Origin of the sequence: Microcoleus sp. B9-D4 (assembly GCF_036705105.1) — a bacterium.
Lineage (GTDB): Bacteria > Cyanobacteriota > Cyanobacteriia > Cyanobacteriales > Microcoleaceae > Microcoleus.
Genome location: NZ_JAUBTS010000009.1, coordinates 43814 through 63089, shown reverse-complemented (window position 1 = coordinate 63089; position 19276 = coordinate 43814). Strand labels below are relative to the sequence as shown.

Sequence of the window (19276 nt, the reverse complement as noted above, 5' to 3'; positions counted from 1 at the left end):
CTCCGATATATCTGTAGCAGGCATTTAACACAACCGCCAAAACAATTGCCGTCCGGGGTGGGATTATGTGAAATTAAGAGCAACAGGTAAAAACAGACAGAGGGGGTCTGGCATTGCAGATATGCGAGTTGAGAGTGGGCAAAGTCCTTAGTGGCTGCAAAGTTTTACACGACAATAACATTCACCGCCTATAGCCAGTATTCAACAGAAATCAGCCAGTGGCAAAAACCGCTGACTGATTTCTGTATTGGATGGTAAAATTTCGGAGTTTTGAGCGATGAATTTTCAGTTAAATACTTTCTAAGTCCCTCGTGATATCAAATCCGTTAGCATCGGAATAGTAAATTCGAGTTCACTGTCAACAGTCAACTGTCAACCGTCAACCGTCAACCGTCAACATCATGTATGAGTGTAACCGGAAATGATATGATTAAGGGTTTTTAGAGTCGCGAAGGTATCTCAAAAATCCCAACTATTTTGCTTCAGTGCGCTGCAGCCACTCCTTATATTTTCGGGTTTCTGCTAGGGCTGGATTAATCCCAAACCAACGACCTTCTTGATCGCGGTATTCAAAGACAAACATACTTCGCAACAAGATTTGAGACTCTTCTTCGCCGGTTACACTTTGTCGGTTGACGACTTGAAACAGTAATTCCCATTCCATGTCATTGATGGCTCCCAAAAGGTCATCGCGATATTCTTGAATGACGCTTTCGAGGCATTCGCGAGAGAAGGGAGGGTCTTCGTGCTGCAAACAGCTATACAAAAGCATCAGTAGATTGCGAACGTGACCGCCACTAATCCGACAAAGCCGATCTAAAGTTTCGGGAGAGTCAAACACCTGGGAAATCAAATCAATGCGTTGATGGGGAGCAACTGCGGGGAAAGCTCTAGCTAATACTAGCTGCCGCAGCAGTGCCATTCCTTCGAGGTGGTCTTCGCCCGATCGCACTTGCACTGGTACCATCGGCATCACCTTGGGCTTGACTCCAAATCGACTGGCGAGGCGGCCGAAGTCGTTGGAAAAAATCAAAGTCAGGGGAATTGTATAGACAACATGGCAATTAAGTTTTTTCAACTGTTCGCCTCGGTCTAAAAACAGATATTCTGGCTGGGTGCGTCCGCTGGGTTTGAGGGAGGCGTCGAGGCGATCGAGGTTGTCAACGATGACTGCGAGCCCTTTTTTGCCTTGCTGCTTGAGTTCGGCGTTAGCTTTGTTGAGGAGTTCTTCGTTGATGGACTGCAAAATGCTGTTGGTGCGGGGTTCGAGATATTGCCTAAGTTGCGATCGCAGTTTGGGAGAGTCTTTAGTTTTAGCAGTCACTCTAGCAATGCCTACAGATAACTCGGCTTCCGCTGACAAATCTATGGGAGTCTGCAAAAATTCTGCCACTTCTGCAAACAGATTTGTAAAATAGCTCGGTCTGAGTTTGATTTTAGCCGATTCCATAGTTTCGCTGACTTGGCGCGCAATGCTCAGCAAAATATCGCTGATATCTACATCCCCCATGTCTAAGTCTTGGGAAGACTCAAAGTAGACGACGCAAAAACCCTCTTGCTCTAACTCAGCTTTTAGTCGAAACAATTCCGTAGATTTGCCACACCCGATATGTCCTGTAAATAGCTGACAGGTTGGCTCGTTGGGGGAGATGCGGGTAATGGTTCGCTGTAAAGATTCAATGATTTTGCCGCCACGCACGGAACCAAAATCAATGTAGTATTGATAATCCCCTGGGTCTCCCGCAACAAGGGTCTTGCTGGGGTTGCAGGCTTTATAGAATCTGTCTAATTCGAGTGCGATCACAATTGAAGCCGAATAAAAGTTAAAAAGTTAATCGAAAGTCTAAACTTTCTTTACTTGAGTTTAGTTTGATTTGTAACCTTTTGCCCTGTGGGGTAATGCCCTAAATACCCAAATAACCTTGATCTGGTAAGGGGTTTTCCCGGCGCTGGAATTGGGAATTTTTAATTAATAATTTTTTATTACTTAGCGGTATCCGTGATATTACTGATATTCGCCGGAGTCTGGGTAAATTTGCGGGGATCTGGTTAAATGGTAGGGGAAAACAGGGTTCAAGAGAGAGAGATTAAACAGTTTTGAATTTGTGCTAATGCTTAATTACTATATTGTCAAGAGGTAGATGGCTAGTTTTGGAGCGGTTTCTCAAACAGAGTTAGGGCGCAGACGCCAAAAGTTGCGGCAGCTCCGTCGCGCTCGATTGGCGGCTGTTGTGTGGCAAATGCTGGCAGCGAGCGCGATCGCCGGAGGTTTGCTGTGGTGGATTGCTCAGCCGGCTTGGTTGATTGCCCGATCAGAACAAGTGAACGTGGAGGGCAATCAGTGGCTGTCGGATAAGGCGGTGCGGTCTTTGGTGCCGCTGTCTTACCCGCAGTCGCTGTGGGGGATTCAACCGCAGGCCCTGGCCAAAAAGCTGGAGTCAACGGGGCCCATAGCTAAAGCGAAGGTGACTCGTAACTTGTTTCCGCCGAGTTTGACTATAGAAGTGGCAGAACGCCTGCCGGTGGCGGTGGCGCAGCCGACGGCGGTGTTGAGATCGAACAGTGAGAAGGAAAAAGTGGGGTGGCTGGACGCTCGCGGAGGTTGGATGCCGTCGGATAGTTATACTGCTGTACGATCGCACAATAGTTCGATCGGGCCCGGCAGCATTCCGGGAACACAGCCTCAGCGTTCTTTGCCCACTTTAAAAGTGATCGGGCCTTTGGAACAGTATCGCGCCTCTTGGCCGAAGTTTTACCAAGGACTCAGCGGCTTGACGGTGAAAGTATTTGAGATTAATTGGCAAAACCCGAACAACTTGATATTGAAAACAGAGATCGGTACCGTACACTTAGGGCCGTACAGTTCCAAGACTGCGGAGCAACTTAAGGTTTTAGACCGAATGCGACAATTGCCAAAACAGATAGATTCAAGCCTCATAGCCTACATTGACTTGAAAAATCCTGCTTCGCCGATCGTTCATTTGCCAGAACTCCCCCCCAGTTTGGAGAGTTCAACTCCCGCACCCACTCGCGCCCAGAATTGATTCTCTGTCAACAGAAGGTAGAAGGTATTGATCGATAGGCAGAATTTTTGCCCATAAGGAAGGATCGATAGGCAGGGCTTCAAATCAGCACAGTTTTTGGATAGCGCTCCGCGTCTGGGGCTAGTATCCATTTTTTTTCCTTCTGCCTTGCTTACAATTGCCTTAATCCGGTCAAGTACCTGGATGGCGTCAAGCGAGGTCTGGGCTAGCGAGGTCGGCCAAATCCGAGATTGCTAACATTAAGCATCGATCTGTGTTAGTTTTTCGCGCAACTTAGCCTATAGTTGATTGTGAATTGGCGTTTAGTTAACAAGCTCTAATCTACCATCCCCGACTCTAATGAAGCTTAATAATAGACAGGGGTCTGACCAAGACAGTCCCCCTTCGGAAGAAGTAAAAAATTTTCCGGTGGCTGCAGATTCCGCCAATCCCTTTAGACGCAAGTCTGGTTATGTAAATGTAGATAGTATTGATATCGATCCTATGGTCAATCCCAAAGACATAATGCCCAGCAGTGCTGCCAAAATCAAAGTAATTGGCGTCGGCGGCGGTGGGGGCAACGCCGTTAACCGGATGATTGCTAGCGAGGTTTCTGGTGTCGAGTTTTGGTGCGTGAATACAGATTCCCAAGCTCTGGTTCTCTCAAATGCTCCGAAACGCTTGCAAGTCGGACAGAAGTTGACGCGCGGTTTGGGGGCCGGGGGCAATCCGGCGATCGGTCAAAAGGCTGCGGAGGAATCTCGCGACGAGGTTGCTAATGCTCTGAATCACGCGGATTTGGTATTTATCACGGCCGGCATGGGCGGTGGTACGGGCACGGGCGCGGCTCCGATCGTGGCTGAGGTGGCTAAGGAAATGGGCGCCTTGACTGTGGGCATAGTAACGCGGCCTTTTACGTTTGAGGGACGGCGGCGCACCAGCCAAGCTGAGGAAGGGATTGCAGCTTTGCAAACGCGGGTGGATACGCTGATCGTAATTCCTAACGACAAGCTGCTGTCTGTGATTTCGGAACAAATGCCGGTACAAGAGGCTTTTCGAGTTGCTGACGATATCCTGCGCCAAGGGGTTCAGGGTATTTCTGACATTATTACGATTCCCGGTTTGGTGAATGTTGACTTTGCTGACGTGCGGGCAGTAATGGCAGATGCGGGTTCGGCTTTGATGGGCATCGGCGTGGGTTCGGGCAAGTCGCGGGCTAGGGAGGCTGCGATGCAGGCTATTTCTTCCCCTCTGCTGGAAGCTTCGTCTATTGAGGGCGCTAGAGGTGTGGTGTTTAACATCACGGGCGGTACTGACATGACGCTGCACGAGGTGAATGCGGCGGCTGAGACGATTTACGAGGTTGTCGATCCGAATGCCAATATTATTTTTGGAGCGGTGATTGACGAGCGGCTTCAGGGCGAAATTAAGATTACTGTGATCGCTACTGGTTTTTCGGGAGAAGTTGCGTCGCCTCCGCCTCCGGGGCGGACACAAAATGTTAATGCTCCTTGGCGGGCTGCAACTGTGCCGACGACTCCTGCTCAACAGACGCCCGATCCGAAAGCGAAACCGCCGCAGGATTTGGGATTGGATATTCCTGAGTTTTTACGCAACCGTCGCCCGCCAAGATGATTTTAGATTTTAGATTTTAGATTTTAGATTGGGGATTTTGGGATTTTAGATTGGGGATTTTGGATTTTAGATTGGGGATTTGCCATTGAATCTCCAATCTCCCATCTAAAAAATCGAAAATATCGAGCATCTAAAATCTAAAATCTAAAAAATCTAAAATCTAAAATCTAAAATCTAAAATCTAAAATTTCTAGGGTTTGGCCTGGTTCGGGTTCGAGGAGTTGGGTGGAGAGGCCGGATTTTGCTAGCAAATCGCGAAATTCGGGGATGCTGCCGATCGATCGCACTAACATTGGTAAAATGCCTGTGGCTCGGATGTCTCCCGCGGCTGTAGGCAGAAAAAACCGAGGTTTCAGTGTTTGGGCGAGGCTGAGGGCTTCTGCAGGGCCGATGATGACTTGTCCGAGGAATGGGAAGATTTGACCGATGACTGGGGCGATGGCTACGTCTACTGTGTCTATTTTCTGTTTGACTTTTTCTAATGGTGGCAGGTGCGGTTCGTAATAAAGTGTCTCGCCACTGCTTAAATCTTTGAGCAAATAGCCGTTTTCTTCCTGTCCCGGCTGGATTTGGGCTCCGGGTACGGCGGTAATTTGTAACTTTTCTTTAAAATTTAACTCTTGCCAATTTGCTAAAGATGTGATATTAGTGTAGCCTAAACTGCTGAGGACTTTGGCGGCGGTGGGTGAGGCGATCGCGGGAATTGTGCGATCGAGCTGTTCGAGTGTTGGTCTGTGGCAGTGGTCGTCTAATCCTTGGGAAATTAGGATGAGGTCGATCGGCGGTAAGCTGCTGGGAGTGAAGGCGACGGGGGTGTTGTGGTAGGCGGTGAACAGCCAGGGTTGACCGTAAAATACGAGGGGATCGATTAGCCAGGGATCGACGAGGATGGTTTGGCCTGCGATGTGGAAGATCCAAGAGTTCAGGTCGATTCGGGTGATTTTCACAGTTGTTTGCAATAATTCTTTACATTTGGTTTAATCATAGCTAATTTTGTTTGGGAATTTTAACCCCTTCGGAAGCACAGGCGGGACGCCCGTGCCACGGGGAAGCACAGGCGGGACGCCCGTGCCACGGGGAAGCACAGGCGGGACGCCCGTGCCACAGTTAACACAGGCGGGACGCCCGTGCCACAGATATGATTGGGATTTGTCTGGTTCAAGTTGGTGTTTATCTGGGGTGAAAGAGGATGATTAAATCTAGGATTCCTGTGGCTTTGACTGTGGCTGGTTCCGATAGTGGCGGTGGGGCTGGGATTCAGGCGGATTTGCGGACTTTTGCGTTTCACTGCGTGCACGGTACAAGTGCTTTGACTTGTGTGACGGCTCAAAATACTTTGGGGGTGACGCGGGTGGATGCTTTGTCTGCGGAGGCTGTGGCGGCTCAAATTGAGGCGGTGGTTGGGGATATTGGGGTGCAGGCTGTGAAAACTGGGATGCTGCTGAATCGGGAAATTATGGTGGCGGTGGCTTCACAGGTGGAAGCTTTGGGAATAGGGAATTTGGTTGTCGATCCGGTGATGGTTTCACGATCGGGTGATCGATTGATTGATGACGGGGCGATCGCATTTTTGCGCGATGTTTTGATTCCAATGGCTGCTGTCGTGACTCCGAATCGGTTTGAGGCGACTATTTTGAGCGGTTTGGAGATTCATTCTGTGGATGATATGCGATCGGCGGCGCAACAGATTTACCGTTTAGGCGCGAAAGCTGTTTTGGTGAAGGGCGGCGGGATGGCGGGAGATTTGCGGGGAATTGATGTTTGGTTTGATGGTGCGCGGTTGGATGTGTTGAAGACTGAAAATGTTGATACTGGGAATACTCACGGGACTGGTTGTACTTTGAGTGCTGCGATCGCCGCTAATTTAGCATTAGGTAAAGATTTATTGACGGCGGTGACATTGGCTAAGGATTATGTTACTACTGCTCTCAAATATGCTTTGGATATTGGGGAAGGTCAAGGGCCAGTAGGTCATTTTTTCCCGCTTTTACTGAAATAAGAAGTCATTGGTTATTGGTTATTTGTTATTTATTTGTTGCTCGCTTGGGTCTGCTAATAACAACTGTCAACTGTCAACTGTCAACTGTCAACTGTCAACTGTCAGTTAATTTCTTAATTTCTCAGGCGAAAGAGCGATCGCCACCAAGTCTTCAATTTTCTTAATATTCGGATCGCCCGCCAAATAACCAATCCCTCGGTGCAAGTGCAGGCGAAACTGTTTCGCTAGAGTTTCTTTTTCTGTGCCTAAATTATCTTGGTGACAGCGCTGCTTGAGGGCCATTATCAGGATATCAGCCATGTCGCCACCGAAGACATCCCAGCTTAATTCGACGTTGCTGTCGCTGGGAATTGGTACTGGGGATGGGATGCTGGGTTCGGCGAGCGATCGGCAAAATCCCCACCTGCATAGAATATTCCACTGATCGATTTTTGTCGATCGTTTCAGTTTTGATAGTTGGTCTTTGCCTGTTTGGGATAGGCGGATGCGATCGACTGGTGGTTCCATGAGTTTAAGATTGTTTGGTATATTTTAAAAAGTGTTAATGTGGGGGAAGCAAAGCCTCTAAATAACCCGAAATAATTAACATTTTTTTACACGGCGCGACTTGATTAAATCGGTTTTTTTTGGTATTGTGATTCTAGTAGGATTTATCCTTAATAATGGGATGGTGGCAAAAATAAAATTTTCGCCACCATCCCATTATGATATATACTACCGCAACTCCCCAGCAAAGTCAAGGGGGTTGCGGCTATTTTTTTGCGCGAATTTTTAGTCCCAAAAATAACCAGTTTCGACGGTGGTTTGGTGTTGGGCGGAGTCGTATTTGAGGAGGTAGCTGTGGGCGATCGCCTCTAATTCTTGGAGTTTTTCGTATTCTACTTTTCTAATTTCGGTGTCGGTAGAAAGCAGGATGACTTGGTGACTGGCTGAGGGGAAATAGCGTTCCACTAGGTTGTTTCGGTGGGAGGAGTCGAGGCGGCCCAAGGGAGTGTCGATCGCTACTGGCAACTGTCTCCCGGATACTCTGGCTAATCCCCACAAAAAAGCGATCGCCAGCAATTGTTTTTCCCCGGCTGAAAGTCGGTGTTTGGGTACCGGTTTGCCTTCTGGATCGTAAATGGAGAGGCTAAATGTTTGAGTGTCGATCGCAACTCTGTGCACGAGGTCGGTTTTGTGCAACAGGTAGCGGAAACAGTCGGTAATTTCTATTTCCAGTTTGTTGAGTTTTTTGAGGGTGAGTTTTTCTTTAAAGAGTTTCAGGGTAGCTTGGGCTTTGGCGATAGAAGCGATGACGTGTTGGCTGTTTCTGATGGTGATGAATTCGCTGCTGTAGCTTTCTAGTTCTTTTTGGTTTTTGGCTAATTCTCTCTCTAATTCATCGACGCGGCGGTTGGCGGATTCACAGGCGGCGGCTGCGATAGCGACTGCTTTTTGGGCTTTCCTGACTTCTTCTTCTAGTTTTTCGTAGGCTTCGGGGGAAGCTGCGGCTGCGAGTTCTCTGTCTGTGAAGTCAATTTCGGATTCGATGTTTTTGATTTCTTCTATGTGGTCGCGGGCTAGAATTTGCTGGGCTTTGATTTGGTAGCTAAGGAGGTTTTCTAGTTGCTGGATGCTGTTGTTGTCGGCGTTCATCCAGGGCGGAACGCCTGTTGCGGCTTGCTGTTCGAGTTCTTGGTTTTCTTGGCGGATGAAGTCTTGAATTTTATCTAGCTGTTGGGGATTTAAGGAGATTTCTGTGATATAGTTGAGAAGGCGATCGCTTCTTTGTTTTATAACATTTTGGGCAATCTTTGCTTGCTGCTGGCTGACTTCTGTTTCTGCTTGAATTTTAGCTTCGGTTAGCAAGGGCGAAATTAAGGCTAGTGGTAGCGTATTTGATGCTAATTCCATCATGGCTTGACGGGTTTTGTCTGCCTGATTTCGGTAGTCGTTTAGCTTGCTGTCTAGCTGACTGCGATCGGCGGCAATTTTCCCGCCTTCAGAAATAAACTTTTCTGATGCTTGTTTCTGATTTTTTTGAGCTTTATCTAATTCGTTTTTAAAGCTGGCTTGTTCTTGCTTAGCTAAGTCTATTTCATCAGTAATTTTCTTAAAAGTTTGTTCGATTTTCTCTAAAGCAGCCAAGTCTTTTTTGCCAGCAATTTCTTTCCGCTTGCGGCCGGCTAATATTTCTAAATCGACGGCGAGGCGTTCTGCTAATTCTAAACCTAAAAGAGATTTAATCGCCCCGACGACAAACTCTGGCGGTGTTTCGAGTTCTGCGAGTTCTTTTACTTGTTCGCCGTCAAACAGAAATAGGTTGGATATTCCTACGGGTAAAAGGGTTTCGATGTATTCGTCCCAGGTGTTAGTAATTGCTTTGTCCGACCACCAATCGCTGACAATCTCGCTGTAGATGAGAATACTTAAGTTGTCTTTAATATCTAATTTTTTCCAGTATCTAACTATTTTGAATTGAGTTAATTTGTCGTCTTGGACTTGTTCAAATGTTAGTTCGACGCGGGTATCTTCTAATGGGGGAGTGTGGCGGTTGACGCATTGATTGAGAAAGTCGCTGTAGCTTAAATTGCCTCTGGTGGAACATTGGGCGCGACCGCCGTAGAGGGCGAGGCGAATGGCGTCCATGAGGGTGGTTTTGCCGCCGCCATTCATGCCGCCAAATAAAATGACTGGGCAGGGATTTCCGTCTTTTTCGGGGCGGAGATTGATGGTTTGGGTGCCGGAATATGGGCCGAAGTTTTTGAGGACGAGTTCGAGGAATTGCATTATAAATGTAGATGTTGTTGGTTGGTGGGGCGGCGGTTAGCAGCGGATTTTGTAGCGGATTTAGCGGATGGGTGGTTGGTGGGGCGGCGGTTAGTGGCAGATTTGGTCGCGGATTTAGCGGATGGGTGGTTGGTGGGCGGCGGTTAGTGGCAGATTTGGTGATCTCCCACTAATCATCCGTTACATCCGTTACATCCGTTACAAAATCCGCTGCTAACCGCCCTCCTCCCTTGCTACCAATCAATTACACCGGTTGAATCTTCCTCTTCGTTTTGGGACTGAATGTTGGGAGGTAATGGGAGTTCGTCATCTGTTTCTTCATAGGTTCCTGCACTTCCTCTTGTCCAACCTCTGCCATTTGTTTTCGGCCGCCACAAGTATGGTTGAATGTGTTGTTGCCAACCTTGTACGGATTTTGGTGGGAGAATGCGGTGATATTCTAATTTACTGCGACCAAAGTTGATAAATAAACCTACTTTCGCTCCTGTCGATGCTAAGTAAGCTATGATTTGAGCTTGGTCTTTATCGGTCATTGGATAATTTACGGCTTTATCTTCTACTACAATACATTCATTTACCCAATGATCTAGATAGAGAATTCCCATCCAAACTTGACCGTCATAAATTTGTCTGGGATATTCCATTTCTGTTGTAATACTGGATTTCAGCATTTCTGCATCAAATGCTCTTTGGTAATGTTTTTCTCTTAAACCTTTTTGTGTCCTCCGGTGTACTCTCATTGCACAGCCGATGATGCTGTATGTAAGATCCTGATGGGGAATATTAGGGTCAAGCATGGTCGTAAAAATTGTGTAATTTAAACGATGGTGGTTTGTTAATGCTGCGGTTAGTTGAAAAACCATTATATGCGATCGCTCGGCGGGGTGGCTGTCAACAAGTTTGGGTTTAACCGCAGGCTAGCGCGTGCTAATCGCTAGGTTTTTCCTCTCGTGAATTTGGCGGTGAAAATTTAATATCCGCCCAAGATAGCTGCCTGCTTTGATTGCTGTTACTTTCGAGTTCTTCTTTAAGTTTGGCAATATCAACGGTATCGTTTTTGGCGGAACTGTTGGTTTGGGCGATCGCATCTTTGAATTGCTGAATGTTTTCCGTCGGATTTGCTTTAATATCTTCCACCGCTTTTTTTAAATTGCGTTGATAGTGGGCGTTGCCAATCGCTTCTTCCTTCGATCGCGAACTGGTTTCAAAGCATTTGTCCAAATCGGCGTAAATGCCTGTACGGCGGGGCTTCGTGTAGTATTGGCGTTCTGTATCGAGGAGTTTTGCCATCAATTCGAGGTGCATTTTGTCCTCGCTGCAAATCTCTTCGATCGCAGTCCATTCATCGCTACCGAGGAGTTTTCTTTCGGCGGCGGGACGGGAATCTTCAAAAGGTTCGCCCGTGACTTCTTCGTAAATCCGGGGCAAAGAGTCGTCAAATTCATGCTTTTCTTCCAGCCAAATTCGGCGGATTTCGCTAAGTTCTTCTGGGGTAATTAAGGTGATATCGCGCATTTCTAGGGGTGCGGTTTTGCGGATGTGGGTTTGTGCTTCCAAGACTCGTCTCAGCCAGTGTTCTCGCCAGAATTTGGTGTAGGGCCCTGGGATGGGTTCGACGGAGGTTGTGTCGTCGCCCATGTTGCGTTCAAACAGTTCTACTCTACCGTAGATGCGTCGGAAGTCTCTTTTTGGGCGATCGTCTTTTATATCTAATTCGTTGCGAATATCGAGAAGAGGCTGCATCCATTCTTTTTCCTCATCGTTTTGAATCATTGCCTCCATAGATTTATCTTGGCTTACCATTGTGCAAACCCAGCAGCCAAAGCGAGAACTGCCGCAGCTAGGGGTAGAAGTATCGACAACTAAAGGACATTCATTGTCGGCTGTTGCACCTCGATACATGGTAAATAAATCTTTGTTGCTATTTTCCCAAGGATTAGCCCACTGATTTAGATAAATCCAGACTTCATCAGTTCGCCAATCTTCTATCGGACTATAAATTAGGGAATTAGGCAGACTAGGACTCTGATAAAGCAGAGATTTAATGGAACTAGAATTATTATTTAGACGGTCACTCATGCGACCTATTTCATGTTTCTCCATTGAAACCGCGCGCTTAATACTTTCAGCTTTGCGAGTACCCAATATAAGAATTACTTCTCCATTGATTCTCACCATATCACGAACAAACCGATTAGAAGGAAGGATTTTCAGGCGTTCAGTACACCAGCGAAATCCATGTCTCGGTGCTGGGTAGCCTTTTCCCATCAAGTTTACCCAGAAAGTATCTTTTACATCTGGATAAAGCATATAAGGTTCTATTGGTAGCTGTTGCTCTATAGCAGCAGACTTCATCTGTTTTAATGACTGACGTACCCAAGTAGAAACTATCGGATTTTCTACAAGTGTATCTGTTGTGATTACATAGATTTTTTTCGTTCTTTTTTCAGGTGGCAATTCTGCTATTGCATACCAGATAAGCTGGACTACTGTAGTGCTGTCTTTTCCGCCGGAATATCCTAAAACCCAAGGTATATCATCTAAACAATATAACTCTTTAATTTCTTTACTTAATTTTTCTATTTCTGTCACTAACTCACTAACACTACGGGGTGGAAAGAGTGGTATTTGCATTGTTTCTGTCATGTCTTCAACCTCAGTTACTTCATTAAGCTCTAAATACATTCAGCCGATGCCATTCTAGCGATTCAAGTCTTGGTAAATCTTGGTCTGAAGTTGGCAGGAGAATAGTTTCACTATGAAAATCTTTCATACATCTGGCATTGGGGGATTCCTCTTCTAAGTCATCAGCGACCATAATTCTGTAATTATCATCTATAGCAAACCAACCCTGGTCAAAAGCCCAATGATGATTTTTACACAATGATATCCCATTATTAATTTGATTATCATAAAACTTTGAAAACGGCTTAATATGTGAGCCATCTACAATAGTTTGAGTGAGATTCCTGATGACTTTCAATCGACAAAATGCACACTTGTAATCATATGTATGTACTACTGCTTTCCTGAAAAAAGCATTTCTAACAGCAGATTTGGTTAAATAAAATTTCGGTTCTGCGTCAGTAATTACTGCTGAGTCTGATAGTTCTCTTTCTGTCTGAGTAACTTTTTCAAAGTCTTGATTAACTTGCAAAATATCTCCAATATCCTCCCTATTTAATGAAAACCATGTCGCAATCAGTGTATCTATTAATTCCGCTCTAGAATTTTGGTCTTGAAGTAAAGCGAATAATTCATTATCCCAACTACCGTATTCTACAGCTTCTCTTAGCTTGTTAGTGGTCTTAGGCTTTGAACCATTAAATCCCGACTTTAATGTTTTATGCCAGAAACCATCGCCTTCCAAATGCCAAAATGGATAGTGCAAACCACGATTGTGAGATTCAGAACCTAAGATATCCCAATATTTATTAAAGGTTTTAATTAAGTCGTCTGAAACATAAATTCGATTATCCCTAATTATTCCTTGAGCAATTAGATCGATGATTGATAATAGTAATATTGGCTTATGATGAGCTTGACCACGTTGGCGTGTATTACTGACATTAAGAGCGGCAAAACGTTGTCGATAGTATGCTAAATTCTTATTTACGGACTCTTCTCCTGTAGTCATTTTCTCCTCCCGCTATGATTAAATACAATCCGACCTAAAATTTAACACTTTTTTCAACAAAAAGTTAAGCACCGCAAAGCACAACCATAACGCAGAAACTAGATAATTTAAGCAGTGTCAGCAGACTAAAAAGTAATTTTCTAGCCTAAACAGGAGATAATTATATCACTGTCTGCGTGCATCTGCGGTTTCCAAACCCAACCTCACCTTCAAATAATCAGTCATCCAACTAACACTCGCCCTCGACTTAGAAATCCCGCCTTTCAACAAAATCCCACCCTCCCAATCAGGATTATAAATCGACCAATCAACCTGCTGCAAAAGGCTCAAACGTTCCTCCCAACTCTCAGGAAAAACCGACAGCAAAGCGGCCCCAACTTCCCCCAAACTCTCAAGCACAACACTGTGACAGTGTACGCAATCCCGGCGCATTTCCCCCGCTGCAACTTGCTTGTGCAGAACTAATTGCCAATCTGGAATAAAACTGCAAACCGCATTCCAATAACTAACCGCCAGTTGTATTTTTTGAGCAAGTTCTTCCTCTTTCTGTTCTTTTTTGGTGCGAGAACCAGAGGGTTTTGCCTGTTCGCTGCCGTGAATATTAGACAGCAAAGCCATGATAGCACGATCGATCGCACTCAGCGTAAACAATTTGTGCGATCGCCCGTTCAAACTCCCCCTCTCCATCTCAGTCAAACACCGGAAAACCTCAACCTGCTTAACAACCGCCTTCACCACAAAAGCGCGATCGTCCCGGTGGTTGTAAAGTAGACTGAGTGACGCCTCCAAAGGAACTTGAAAACCGTTCAAATCAGCAAACATCTGCTGCGATTTTTCCAACCCAACATCGAGAAACAAAATCAGCGCCACCGTCTCATATCCCAACTGCGGATTTTCCCTCAAAGCCATCTCAAAAGCCTCGCGCCGATGCTGTCCGTCATTAATAGTAAACTTAGCATCCATCGGCACCCGCAAGCGACCGATTTTCCGTTCCTCCGCCTCATTTCCCACTGCTTCAAAAGTAATATCCGCATCAATCGAAGCAGCAATAGCCCCACAAGTATAATTTGTAGGATTCTTAACAAAATACTCAGCAATTTCGGGAATCCTAGCTTTGTTAAGCGCGCGTTTCGCCCGCATAGACGGCGGCAAATCTTCTGATTCAAAGGGAAACAATTTCGGCAAAAAACGCACCGGACACATCGACACGTAATATTCGCGGCCAGCTTGAATGCCCCGAATTACCGGCAAAATGTATTCAAAAGAAGGAGTAGACATATTTTTTTGTTGGTTGCAGGTGCGAAGTATGAAGAAATCAGGGGCAAGTGCCATCGTCAATTCACTCGCTTCCCCGATATTCCGCCGGGGGTTGAAACCCCCGTCTCATAGCGAAAGTCGGTTAAAACCGACTAAACATAAACCTCGAAATCGATCCGTATTCAGTCCTCTTCAGAGGACTTTCGCTATGAGACAGGGGTTTCAACCCCTGGCGGGCCCCGATGGTGGCGCGTGAGACCCCTGTCGGGCCCGGATGGTGGCGGGTTTTCAACCCCTGGCGGACTCAGACTGTGGCGCGTGAGACCCAGACGCATCTGCATCAAGCCCGATCGCCCCTCTGCTATTGACAAATAAAACCTTCAATGATATATCAGGTGGGACTTAATTAGTATTTTAAGTATTTCACAATAATTTTTAAAAAACAAGAGTTGACATACAATTTAACCCATGATATTTTTGAAAAAATAGCCAAATTATATAAAAACCGCCGATGACCACCAACCCAGCGGATGACCTCGCTATAAAAATTTTAGAAAAAGAAAATAGCGACAGACAGGAAATCGCACTTTTATTAGATAATTATTTAGGAAAGGACGATCGCATTTTCGTCCAAAAAACCCAGATGGGAAACAGCGAAGCATACATCGGTTCAGTCACCCTAGAATGGTTAGACTCTCGCGTCCGTTTCGCTTCGCAAATGCCGCTTTTCCGCCAAAAATTCGACCTCCAAACCAACAACATCGTCCGCGACGACGAAACCATTGACGAAATTATCCAGCGTCCCTTAGATTGGTCGCGCCAAGCCGCCCTAACTCAATATTTAGCAGCCCGAAAATCGCACAAATTCCCCGCAGTTTTAGTAGTCGTCAGTCCCCCGTGGGTAGACAATCCTCTAGCCCAGGAATGGGATAAAAATGGCGTAGCAACCAAATCCGCGACGGAATTTACATCCTTTGATAAAAACGAGAACTTAGGGCTTTTGAATGTTTCTAAAGAACTCTCAATTTTTGCCTTAGACGGCCAGCATCGGCTGATGGGAGTTCAAGGTTTAATGAGTTTAATTAAAACCGGAATCCTGCAAAGATACAACAAAAATAAAAAACCTGTCGGCGCTGCAATTACTCTCGAAGATTTAGCAGAAGAGTATCAAATCGATCCCGAAACAGTGTATAAATTAGCTCACGAAAAAATCGGGATTGAGTTTATTCCGGCGGCGGTAGCGGGGGAAACGCGACAGCAAGCACAACGGCGCGTGCGATCGATCTTTGTGCACGTTAACCTAATGGCCGTAACACTGAGTCAGGGCCAGCTAGCGTTATTGAACGAGGATAACGGATTTGCGATCGCAGCCCGAAAAATTGCCGTCACCCATCCCTTATTAAAAGAACAAGAAGACAGAAACCCCCGCGTTAATTGGGACAGCGCCACAGTTGCAGCAAAATCAACTGTCTTAACCACATTGCAAGCGCTGCAAGATATGTCCGAACGGTATTTAGAATACAAATTCCCCCATTGGAAGCCGGAACGAAAAGGTTTAATTCCCATGCGTCCCGAAGATGAAGAACTCAAAGAGGGAATTGAAGAGTTTAAAAAATTGTTCGATCATTTAGCCACTTTGCCCAGCTATCAAAGAATTGAAAGTGGCGAAGAAACGGCAGAATTGCGCCGATTTAGTTTTGAAAAGCCAGGGGGCGAGGGAAATATTTTGTTCCGTCCAGTCGGTCAAATTGCTTTAGCTAATGCTTTGGGAATTCTAGTATTTAGAAAGAAACTTTCCCTGAAATCTATTTTCGACAAACTCCGCAGGTACGATGTCGATGAAGGATTTAGCCACATGGATAATCCTGAGTCGGCGTGGTACGGGATTTTGTACGATCCGAACAAAAAGCGAGTGCTAGTTTCAGGAAAGGATTTAGCGACGAAGTTAATTGTATATTTGGTGGGGGGAATTCAGGACGATATGGAGCGAGCTCATTTGCGGCAAGCGGTAGCGGAAGCGAGGACTTTTGAGGATAAAGCTATTAGTTTTAACGGCAGGTTTGTGCAGCCGCAAGAGGTAGGATTGCCGCCAGTGCTGAGCTAAGTTTCTATTGGATCGAGTATGATGAAATACAGGATACGGCAGTGCCGTATCCCTAGCTTCATTCAAGTGATGCGATTTCTTGTCGCTTCTAACTTGCGGCGAATTGCGGCTTGAACTTTCTCATCAAAATCTGGATCGCCGGGACTTGCAATAATCCTCAGCGGATGCTGATTGATTCTGTCTAAGTACGCCTGAAATGCGGCTCGATTTCCACGATGTTTAAGAAAATACTGTTTCAATTCAGTATTCGACATGGCGTTATAGTTAACTTGGCTCATCAGCAAACTCCCCATTGGGTAAAATTTGGAACTCAAGCTCTTCATCGTACCCAGCCAATATGTATACGTTACGAGTGCGATCGTCAACACAAATCAGATGTATAGGCTGAAGCATCGTGTAGGTCAGTTGATAACTGATGCGATATAAACTCTCTAGCTGGGCAGCAGTAGGCATTTGTCAATCACTCAACCTAATACTTATTTTAACATATAGCTCAAGGAAAGTTGTATATTTATATTATCATTTTTAGCAATTTTTGTCGCTATAACAATACTACAGAGCGCGATCGCAGCCAAGTTTACCTTCCCATTTAGATAGCTTGATATTGATCTGCAAACAGAACCTGGATGCTGGGTGGTTCAGACATCAATACCATCCCAAAGTTCTGCGATCGGGTGAACTTTGCCGTCTTCTACTTCCTGAAGCGCAATTCGGAGGCTGTTGAGGATATCTTCTTTAGATAGCTCTTCTTCGTCTTCTTGAAATAGTTGGCGCAGGGATTGCAAAATCAGGGTTTCAACGGGCAGGTTGAGTTGGCTAGCTTTCTCAAGAAGCTGCTGTTCTAAGCGATCGGGAAGGGTGAGGGTAATTTGCATGGGGTTTGCCTCTGGCTTTTAATAGTATAGACCAATTCTCACAATCAGGCTTCCTTTAACAAAATAAGTTCGGCTCCTACAGGCAAATGATCGGACTCCGTGGCCTCCAAAACCGAACTAGATTTAGCGCCCCAATGCTTTGAATACCAAATATAATCAATCCGGAAAACCGGATAATTTAATCTCCAATTCGACCTTTTTACCAAGAACTTAAGTTCCCAACCGTGAGGCCAGGTAAAACCAAACCCCCATCCCGATTTTCGGAAAGCATCTTGCATGACTTTCTGCACCTTGTCATAGTCTTGAGTTTCGTCTGTCATATTAAAATCGCCCGCGACTATTACTGGCAGAGTTTCTCGCTCAACTCGCTGCACTAAGTCTTGAATTTCAGGCGATCGTTTGTCATATTTGTAAACTGGAATTTTGATAAAACCCAATTTTTTAGACATCTTCAACCACGGCCCGGTAGCTTGCATATTATAAATCACTACTTCTTGTTCGTTAAATTTAATAATTGCCCGCTGCTGCGTTTCTGGATGGCCAGCTAAGTGCAGTATTTCGCTGGATACAATTGGATATTTACTGAGAATTCCTACAGGGTGAATGCCAATTTGATAGGGGTAGTCTGCTTTTAACCATGTAAAAACTCTTTGGGTATTTTCCGGAACGATTTCTTGTAAAAATATAATATCTGGTTTTTGCTGTTTAATCAGTTTTAGTAAAGTAGGTGACTGAGTTTTATGCCAACTGAGGTTATGAGATAAAACTTTGATGCTGGGCTGCGAATTTGTGATGTTTATTGGTTTGGGGCTAAAGTATTTAATGTGCAGCCAACTTATTAGGAGAATGCAGGCGATCGCAGAAATAACAGTGAACCATCTTTTTTTGATAATTAACAATCCGATGATGGGAAGCAGGAAAGTAGGGAAGAAAATTAAGGGGCTAAAAGTGCTAATTAAGGCAAGAATTCCTATTCTATCCCAAAAGATTAGTTTAAGAATGAAATAGCAGATAATAAATGCTGAGTAACTGTAAGCGAGAATTTTTGCAGCTTGCTTTAAGCATCTCTTGATTATATCTTTTGGGATGTGCTTCATTGGGAATCTATTAAAATAAAAACTTGCTTAAATCGAATTCTTCATTTGACCGATGCTGGTTGTCTCTTTCAGAAATCAAAACCAACAAAAGGCGATCGGTATAATCCGCCGCCCCCCGCAACTCTTCTCGCAAAATTTCCAGTCCACCATTAGCATATTCTTCAAAAATTTGCAAGCGTTCTGCTTCCAATTGTTCGTCGAGATGGGAGAGAATTTGAGGATTTTTGGTTTCGGCGATCGCAATTAATTTAATCGCCATATCGTAACCCCTGGATACAAAAATATCAACATCGATCGCACCCGGTTCTCGTTTAGAAATTTCTCCCAAAGGCGATCGTTTTTTCCGCTGTTTTCCCAAGGATGCGGCGAAGGCGATGACATCGGCGTAAGTCTGGAAAGGGCCAGTGTGGTTATCCGATAAAGTTAATGATTTGACTAACTCCGCTTTATCTTTAGCAATTCTAATTTTGTTAGCAGCCATTGCCATAATATCTAGTTTCTAACTATTATAAATCTCGCCAATATCCAACACTGGGCGCAGGGCCACTTCACAATGTCCGCAACAACATAATTTTTTGTGCAAAACCTCCTCTTGCTTCCCGCCGCTTCAGTTGTTCCGCCAAAAGTCGATCGCCCGAAATGCCAAAACTCGCCATCACCGCATCTATTACCTCATACAAATCCGCCAATTCCGCCACCAAATCTTCCTCCTGGGCTTCTGCCGCTTCCCCCGCTTCTTCAATCAATTTCTGCAGCAAAGCTTGACGGTATTCTGCCTCCGACAAAATTACAACCTCGCATTCATTCCCGCTTTGGCGAATAATTTCAGGAATGCGATCGCGCACCAACTTATGATAATCTTTTTCCACGTCAAACTCCT

The 19276-nt window shown here is 45.3% G+C and carries 19 protein-coding genes; 5 read left to right on the top strand and 14 right to left on the bottom strand.

All coding sequences use genetic code 11. The features are described from left to right. Nucleotides 1-472 precede the first annotated feature (472 nt). Nucleotides 473-1804 (bottom strand): P-loop NTPase fold protein, encoded by a 1332-nt coding sequence (locus QUB24_RS08070; RefSeq protein ID WP_333152253.1) that lies wholly within the window; start codon nucleotides 1802-1804, stop codon nucleotides 473-475. 337 nt (nucleotides 1805-2141) lie between these two features. Here QUB24_RS08070 and QUB24_RS08065 point away from each other — a divergent pair, with 337 nt between their 5' ends. Continuing rightward, entirely contained in the window at nucleotides 2142-3044 is a 903-nt protein-coding gene (locus tag QUB24_RS08065; RefSeq protein WP_333152251.1) for an FtsQ-type POTRA domain-containing protein, read from the top strand. A 339-nt stretch (nucleotides 3045-3383) separates the two neighbouring features. Next, nucleotides 3384-4658, top strand: a complete 1275-nt coding sequence (gene ftsZ / locus QUB24_RS08060) for a cell division protein FtsZ (RefSeq protein WP_333152249.1) — start codon at nucleotides 3384-3386, stop codon at nucleotides 4656-4658. Between the two features lie 167 nt (nucleotides 4659-4825). Here ftsZ and QUB24_RS08055 read toward each other — a convergent pair whose 3' ends face one another. Beyond that, nucleotides 4826-5605: an MBL fold metallo-hydrolase gene (locus QUB24_RS08055; RefSeq protein ID WP_333152247.1), complete on the bottom strand. Its 780-nt coding sequence runs from the start codon at nucleotides 5603-5605 to the stop codon at nucleotides 4826-4828. Nucleotides 5606-5847: 242 nt separating this feature from the next. Between QUB24_RS08055 and thiD the strand changes: the two genes are divergently transcribed. Continuing rightward, complete coding sequence (thiD, locus tag QUB24_RS08050) at nucleotides 5848-6657, top strand: bifunctional hydroxymethylpyrimidine kinase/phosphomethylpyrimidine kinase (RefSeq protein WP_333152244.1); 810 nt, start codon at nucleotides 5848-5850, stop codon at nucleotides 6655-6657. Nucleotides 6658-6762: 105 nt separating this feature from the next. Here thiD and dndE read toward each other — a convergent pair whose 3' ends face one another. Beyond that, nucleotides 6763-7164 (bottom strand): DNA sulfur modification protein DndE, encoded by a 402-nt coding sequence (gene dndE, locus QUB24_RS08045; RefSeq protein ID WP_015179042.1) that lies wholly within the window; start codon nucleotides 7162-7164, stop codon nucleotides 6763-6765. Nucleotides 7165-7428: 264 nt separating this feature from the next. After that, entirely contained in the window at nucleotides 7429-9426 is a 1998-nt protein-coding gene (gene dndD, locus QUB24_RS08040; protein ID WP_333152241.1) for a DNA sulfur modification protein DndD, read from the bottom strand. Nucleotides 9427-9437: 11 nt separating this feature from the next. Here dndD and QUB24_RS08035 point away from each other — a divergent pair, with 11 nt between their 5' ends. Continuing rightward, a complete protein-coding gene (locus tag QUB24_RS08035; protein ID WP_333152239.1) occupies nucleotides 9438-9599 on the top strand; it encodes a hypothetical protein in 162 nt (53 codons plus the stop codon). Between the two features lie 60 nt (nucleotides 9600-9659). Here the strand turns inward: QUB24_RS08035 and QUB24_RS08030 are convergent, their stop codons facing one another. From QUB24_RS08030 to dndB, 4 genes are all read right to left on the bottom strand, one after another. After that, complete coding sequence (locus QUB24_RS08030; protein ID WP_333152237.1) at nucleotides 9660-10223, bottom strand: GxxExxY protein; 564 nt, start codon at nucleotides 10221-10223, stop codon at nucleotides 9660-9662. 130 nt (nucleotides 10224-10353) lie between these two features. After that, nucleotides 10354-12072, bottom strand: a complete 1719-nt coding sequence (gene dndC, locus QUB24_RS08025) for a DNA phosphorothioation system sulfurtransferase DndC (RefSeq protein ID WP_333152234.1) — start codon at nucleotides 12070-12072, stop codon at nucleotides 10354-10356. A gap of 22 nt (nucleotides 12073-12094) precedes the next feature. Further along, the gene (locus QUB24_RS08020) at nucleotides 12095-13063 is read right to left on the bottom strand and encodes an HNH endonuclease (RefSeq protein WP_333152232.1); all 969 of its coding nucleotides are present in this window, start codon (nucleotides 13061-13063) and stop codon (nucleotides 12095-12097) included. Nucleotides 13064-13228: 165 nt separating this feature from the next. After that, nucleotides 13229-14341 carry a DNA sulfur modification protein DndB gene (gene dndB, locus QUB24_RS08015; protein WP_333152230.1) on the bottom strand — a complete coding sequence of 371 codons (1113 nt, stop codon included), beginning with the start codon at nucleotides 14339-14341 and terminating at the stop codon, nucleotides 13229-13231. Nucleotides 14342-14831: 490 nt separating this feature from the next. Between dndB and QUB24_RS08010 the strand changes: the two genes are divergently transcribed. Continuing rightward, nucleotides 14832-16424 (top strand): DGQHR domain-containing protein, encoded by a 1593-nt coding sequence (locus QUB24_RS08010; RefSeq protein WP_333152228.1) that lies wholly within the window; start codon nucleotides 14832-14834, stop codon nucleotides 16422-16424. A gap of 62 nt (nucleotides 16425-16486) precedes the next feature. Here QUB24_RS08010 and QUB24_RS08005 read toward each other — a convergent pair whose 3' ends face one another. From QUB24_RS08005 to QUB24_RS07980, 6 genes are all read right to left on the bottom strand, one after another. Beyond that, nucleotides 16487-16678 carry a DUF6887 family protein gene (locus tag QUB24_RS08005; protein ID WP_333152226.1) on the bottom strand — a complete coding sequence of 64 codons (192 nt, stop codon included), beginning with the start codon at nucleotides 16676-16678 and terminating at the stop codon, nucleotides 16487-16489. A 10-nt stretch (nucleotides 16679-16688) separates the two neighbouring features. Continuing rightward, nucleotides 16689-16877 carry a DUF6888 family protein gene (locus tag QUB24_RS08000; protein ID WP_333077086.1) on the bottom strand — a complete coding sequence of 63 codons (189 nt, stop codon included), beginning with the start codon at nucleotides 16875-16877 and terminating at the stop codon, nucleotides 16689-16691. Between the two features lie 185 nt (nucleotides 16878-17062). After that, nucleotides 17063-17299 carry a hypothetical protein gene (locus QUB24_RS07995; protein WP_333152224.1) on the bottom strand — a complete coding sequence of 79 codons (237 nt, stop codon included), beginning with the start codon at nucleotides 17297-17299 and terminating at the stop codon, nucleotides 17063-17065. Between the two features lie 44 nt (nucleotides 17300-17343). Continuing rightward, nucleotides 17344-18396 (bottom strand): endonuclease/exonuclease/phosphatase family protein, encoded by a 1053-nt coding sequence (locus tag QUB24_RS07990; RefSeq protein ID WP_333152222.1) that lies wholly within the window; start codon nucleotides 18394-18396, stop codon nucleotides 17344-17346. Between the two features lie 10 nt (nucleotides 18397-18406). Beyond that, entirely contained in the window at nucleotides 18407-18877 is a 471-nt protein-coding gene (locus tag QUB24_RS07985; protein WP_333105229.1) for a DNA phosphorothioation-associated protein 4, read from the bottom strand. Between the two features lie 67 nt (nucleotides 18878-18944). Next, complete coding sequence (locus QUB24_RS07980; protein WP_333152220.1) at nucleotides 18945-19265, bottom strand: nucleoside triphosphate pyrophosphohydrolase; 321 nt, start codon at nucleotides 19263-19265, stop codon at nucleotides 18945-18947. Nucleotides 19266-19276: the final 11 nt, after the last annotated feature.

Excerpts from the sequence above, each read along its gene's own strand:
- QUB24_RS07990 (WP_333152222.1), bottom strand. The coding sequence starts at position 18,396 with ATGAAGCACATCCCAAAAGATATAATCAAGAGATGCTTAAAGCAAGCT.
- dndB (WP_333152230.1), bottom strand. The coding sequence starts at position 14,341 with ATGTCTACTCCTTCTTTTGAATACATTTTGCCGGTAATTCGGGGCATT.
- QUB24_RS08035 (WP_333152239.1), top strand. The coding sequence starts at position 9,438 with ATGTTGTTGGTTGGTGGGGCGGCGGTTAGCAGCGGATTTTGTAGCGGA.
- QUB24_RS08030 (WP_333152237.1), bottom strand. The coding sequence starts at position 10,223 with ATGCTTGACCCTAATATTCCCCATCAGGATCTTACATACAGCATCATC.
- QUB24_RS08005 (WP_333152226.1), bottom strand. The coding sequence starts at position 16,678 with ATGTCGAATACTGAATTGAAACAGTATTTTCTTAAACATCGTGGAAAT.
- QUB24_RS08065 (WP_333152251.1), top strand. The coding sequence starts at position 2,142 with ATGGCTAGTTTTGGAGCGGTTTCTCAAACAGAGTTAGGGCGCAGACGC.
- dndE (WP_015179042.1), bottom strand. The coding sequence starts at position 7,164 with ATGGAACCACCAGTCGATCGCATCCGCCTATCCCAAACAGGCAAAGAC.
- QUB24_RS07985 (WP_333105229.1), bottom strand. The coding sequence starts at position 18,877 with ATGGCTGCTAACAAAATTAGAATTGCTAAAGATAAAGCGGAGTTAGTC.
- QUB24_RS08010 (WP_333152228.1), top strand. The coding sequence starts at position 14,832 with ATGACCACCAACCCAGCGGATGACCTCGCTATAAAAATTTTAGAAAAA.
- ftsZ (WP_333152249.1), top strand. The coding sequence starts at position 3,384 with ATGAAGCTTAATAATAGACAGGGGTCTGACCAAGACAGTCCCCCTTCG.
- thiD (WP_333152244.1), top strand. The coding sequence starts at position 5,848 with ATGATTAAATCTAGGATTCCTGTGGCTTTGACTGTGGCTGGTTCCGAT.
- dndC (WP_333152234.1), bottom strand. The coding sequence starts at position 12,072 with ATGACAGAAACAATGCAAATACCACTCTTTCCACCCCGTAGTGTTAGT.
- dndD (WP_333152241.1), bottom strand. The coding sequence starts at position 9,426 with ATGCAATTCCTCGAACTCGTCCTCAAAAACTTCGGCCCATATTCCGGC.
- QUB24_RS08020 (WP_333152232.1), bottom strand. The coding sequence starts at position 13,063 with ATGACTACAGGAGAAGAGTCCGTAAATAAGAATTTAGCATACTATCGA.
- QUB24_RS08000 (WP_333077086.1), bottom strand. The coding sequence starts at position 16,877 with ATGCCTACTGCTGCCCAGCTAGAGAGTTTATATCGCATCAGTTATCAA.
- QUB24_RS07995 (WP_333152224.1), bottom strand. The coding sequence starts at position 17,299 with ATGCAAATTACCCTCACCCTTCCCGATCGCTTAGAACAGCAGCTTCTT.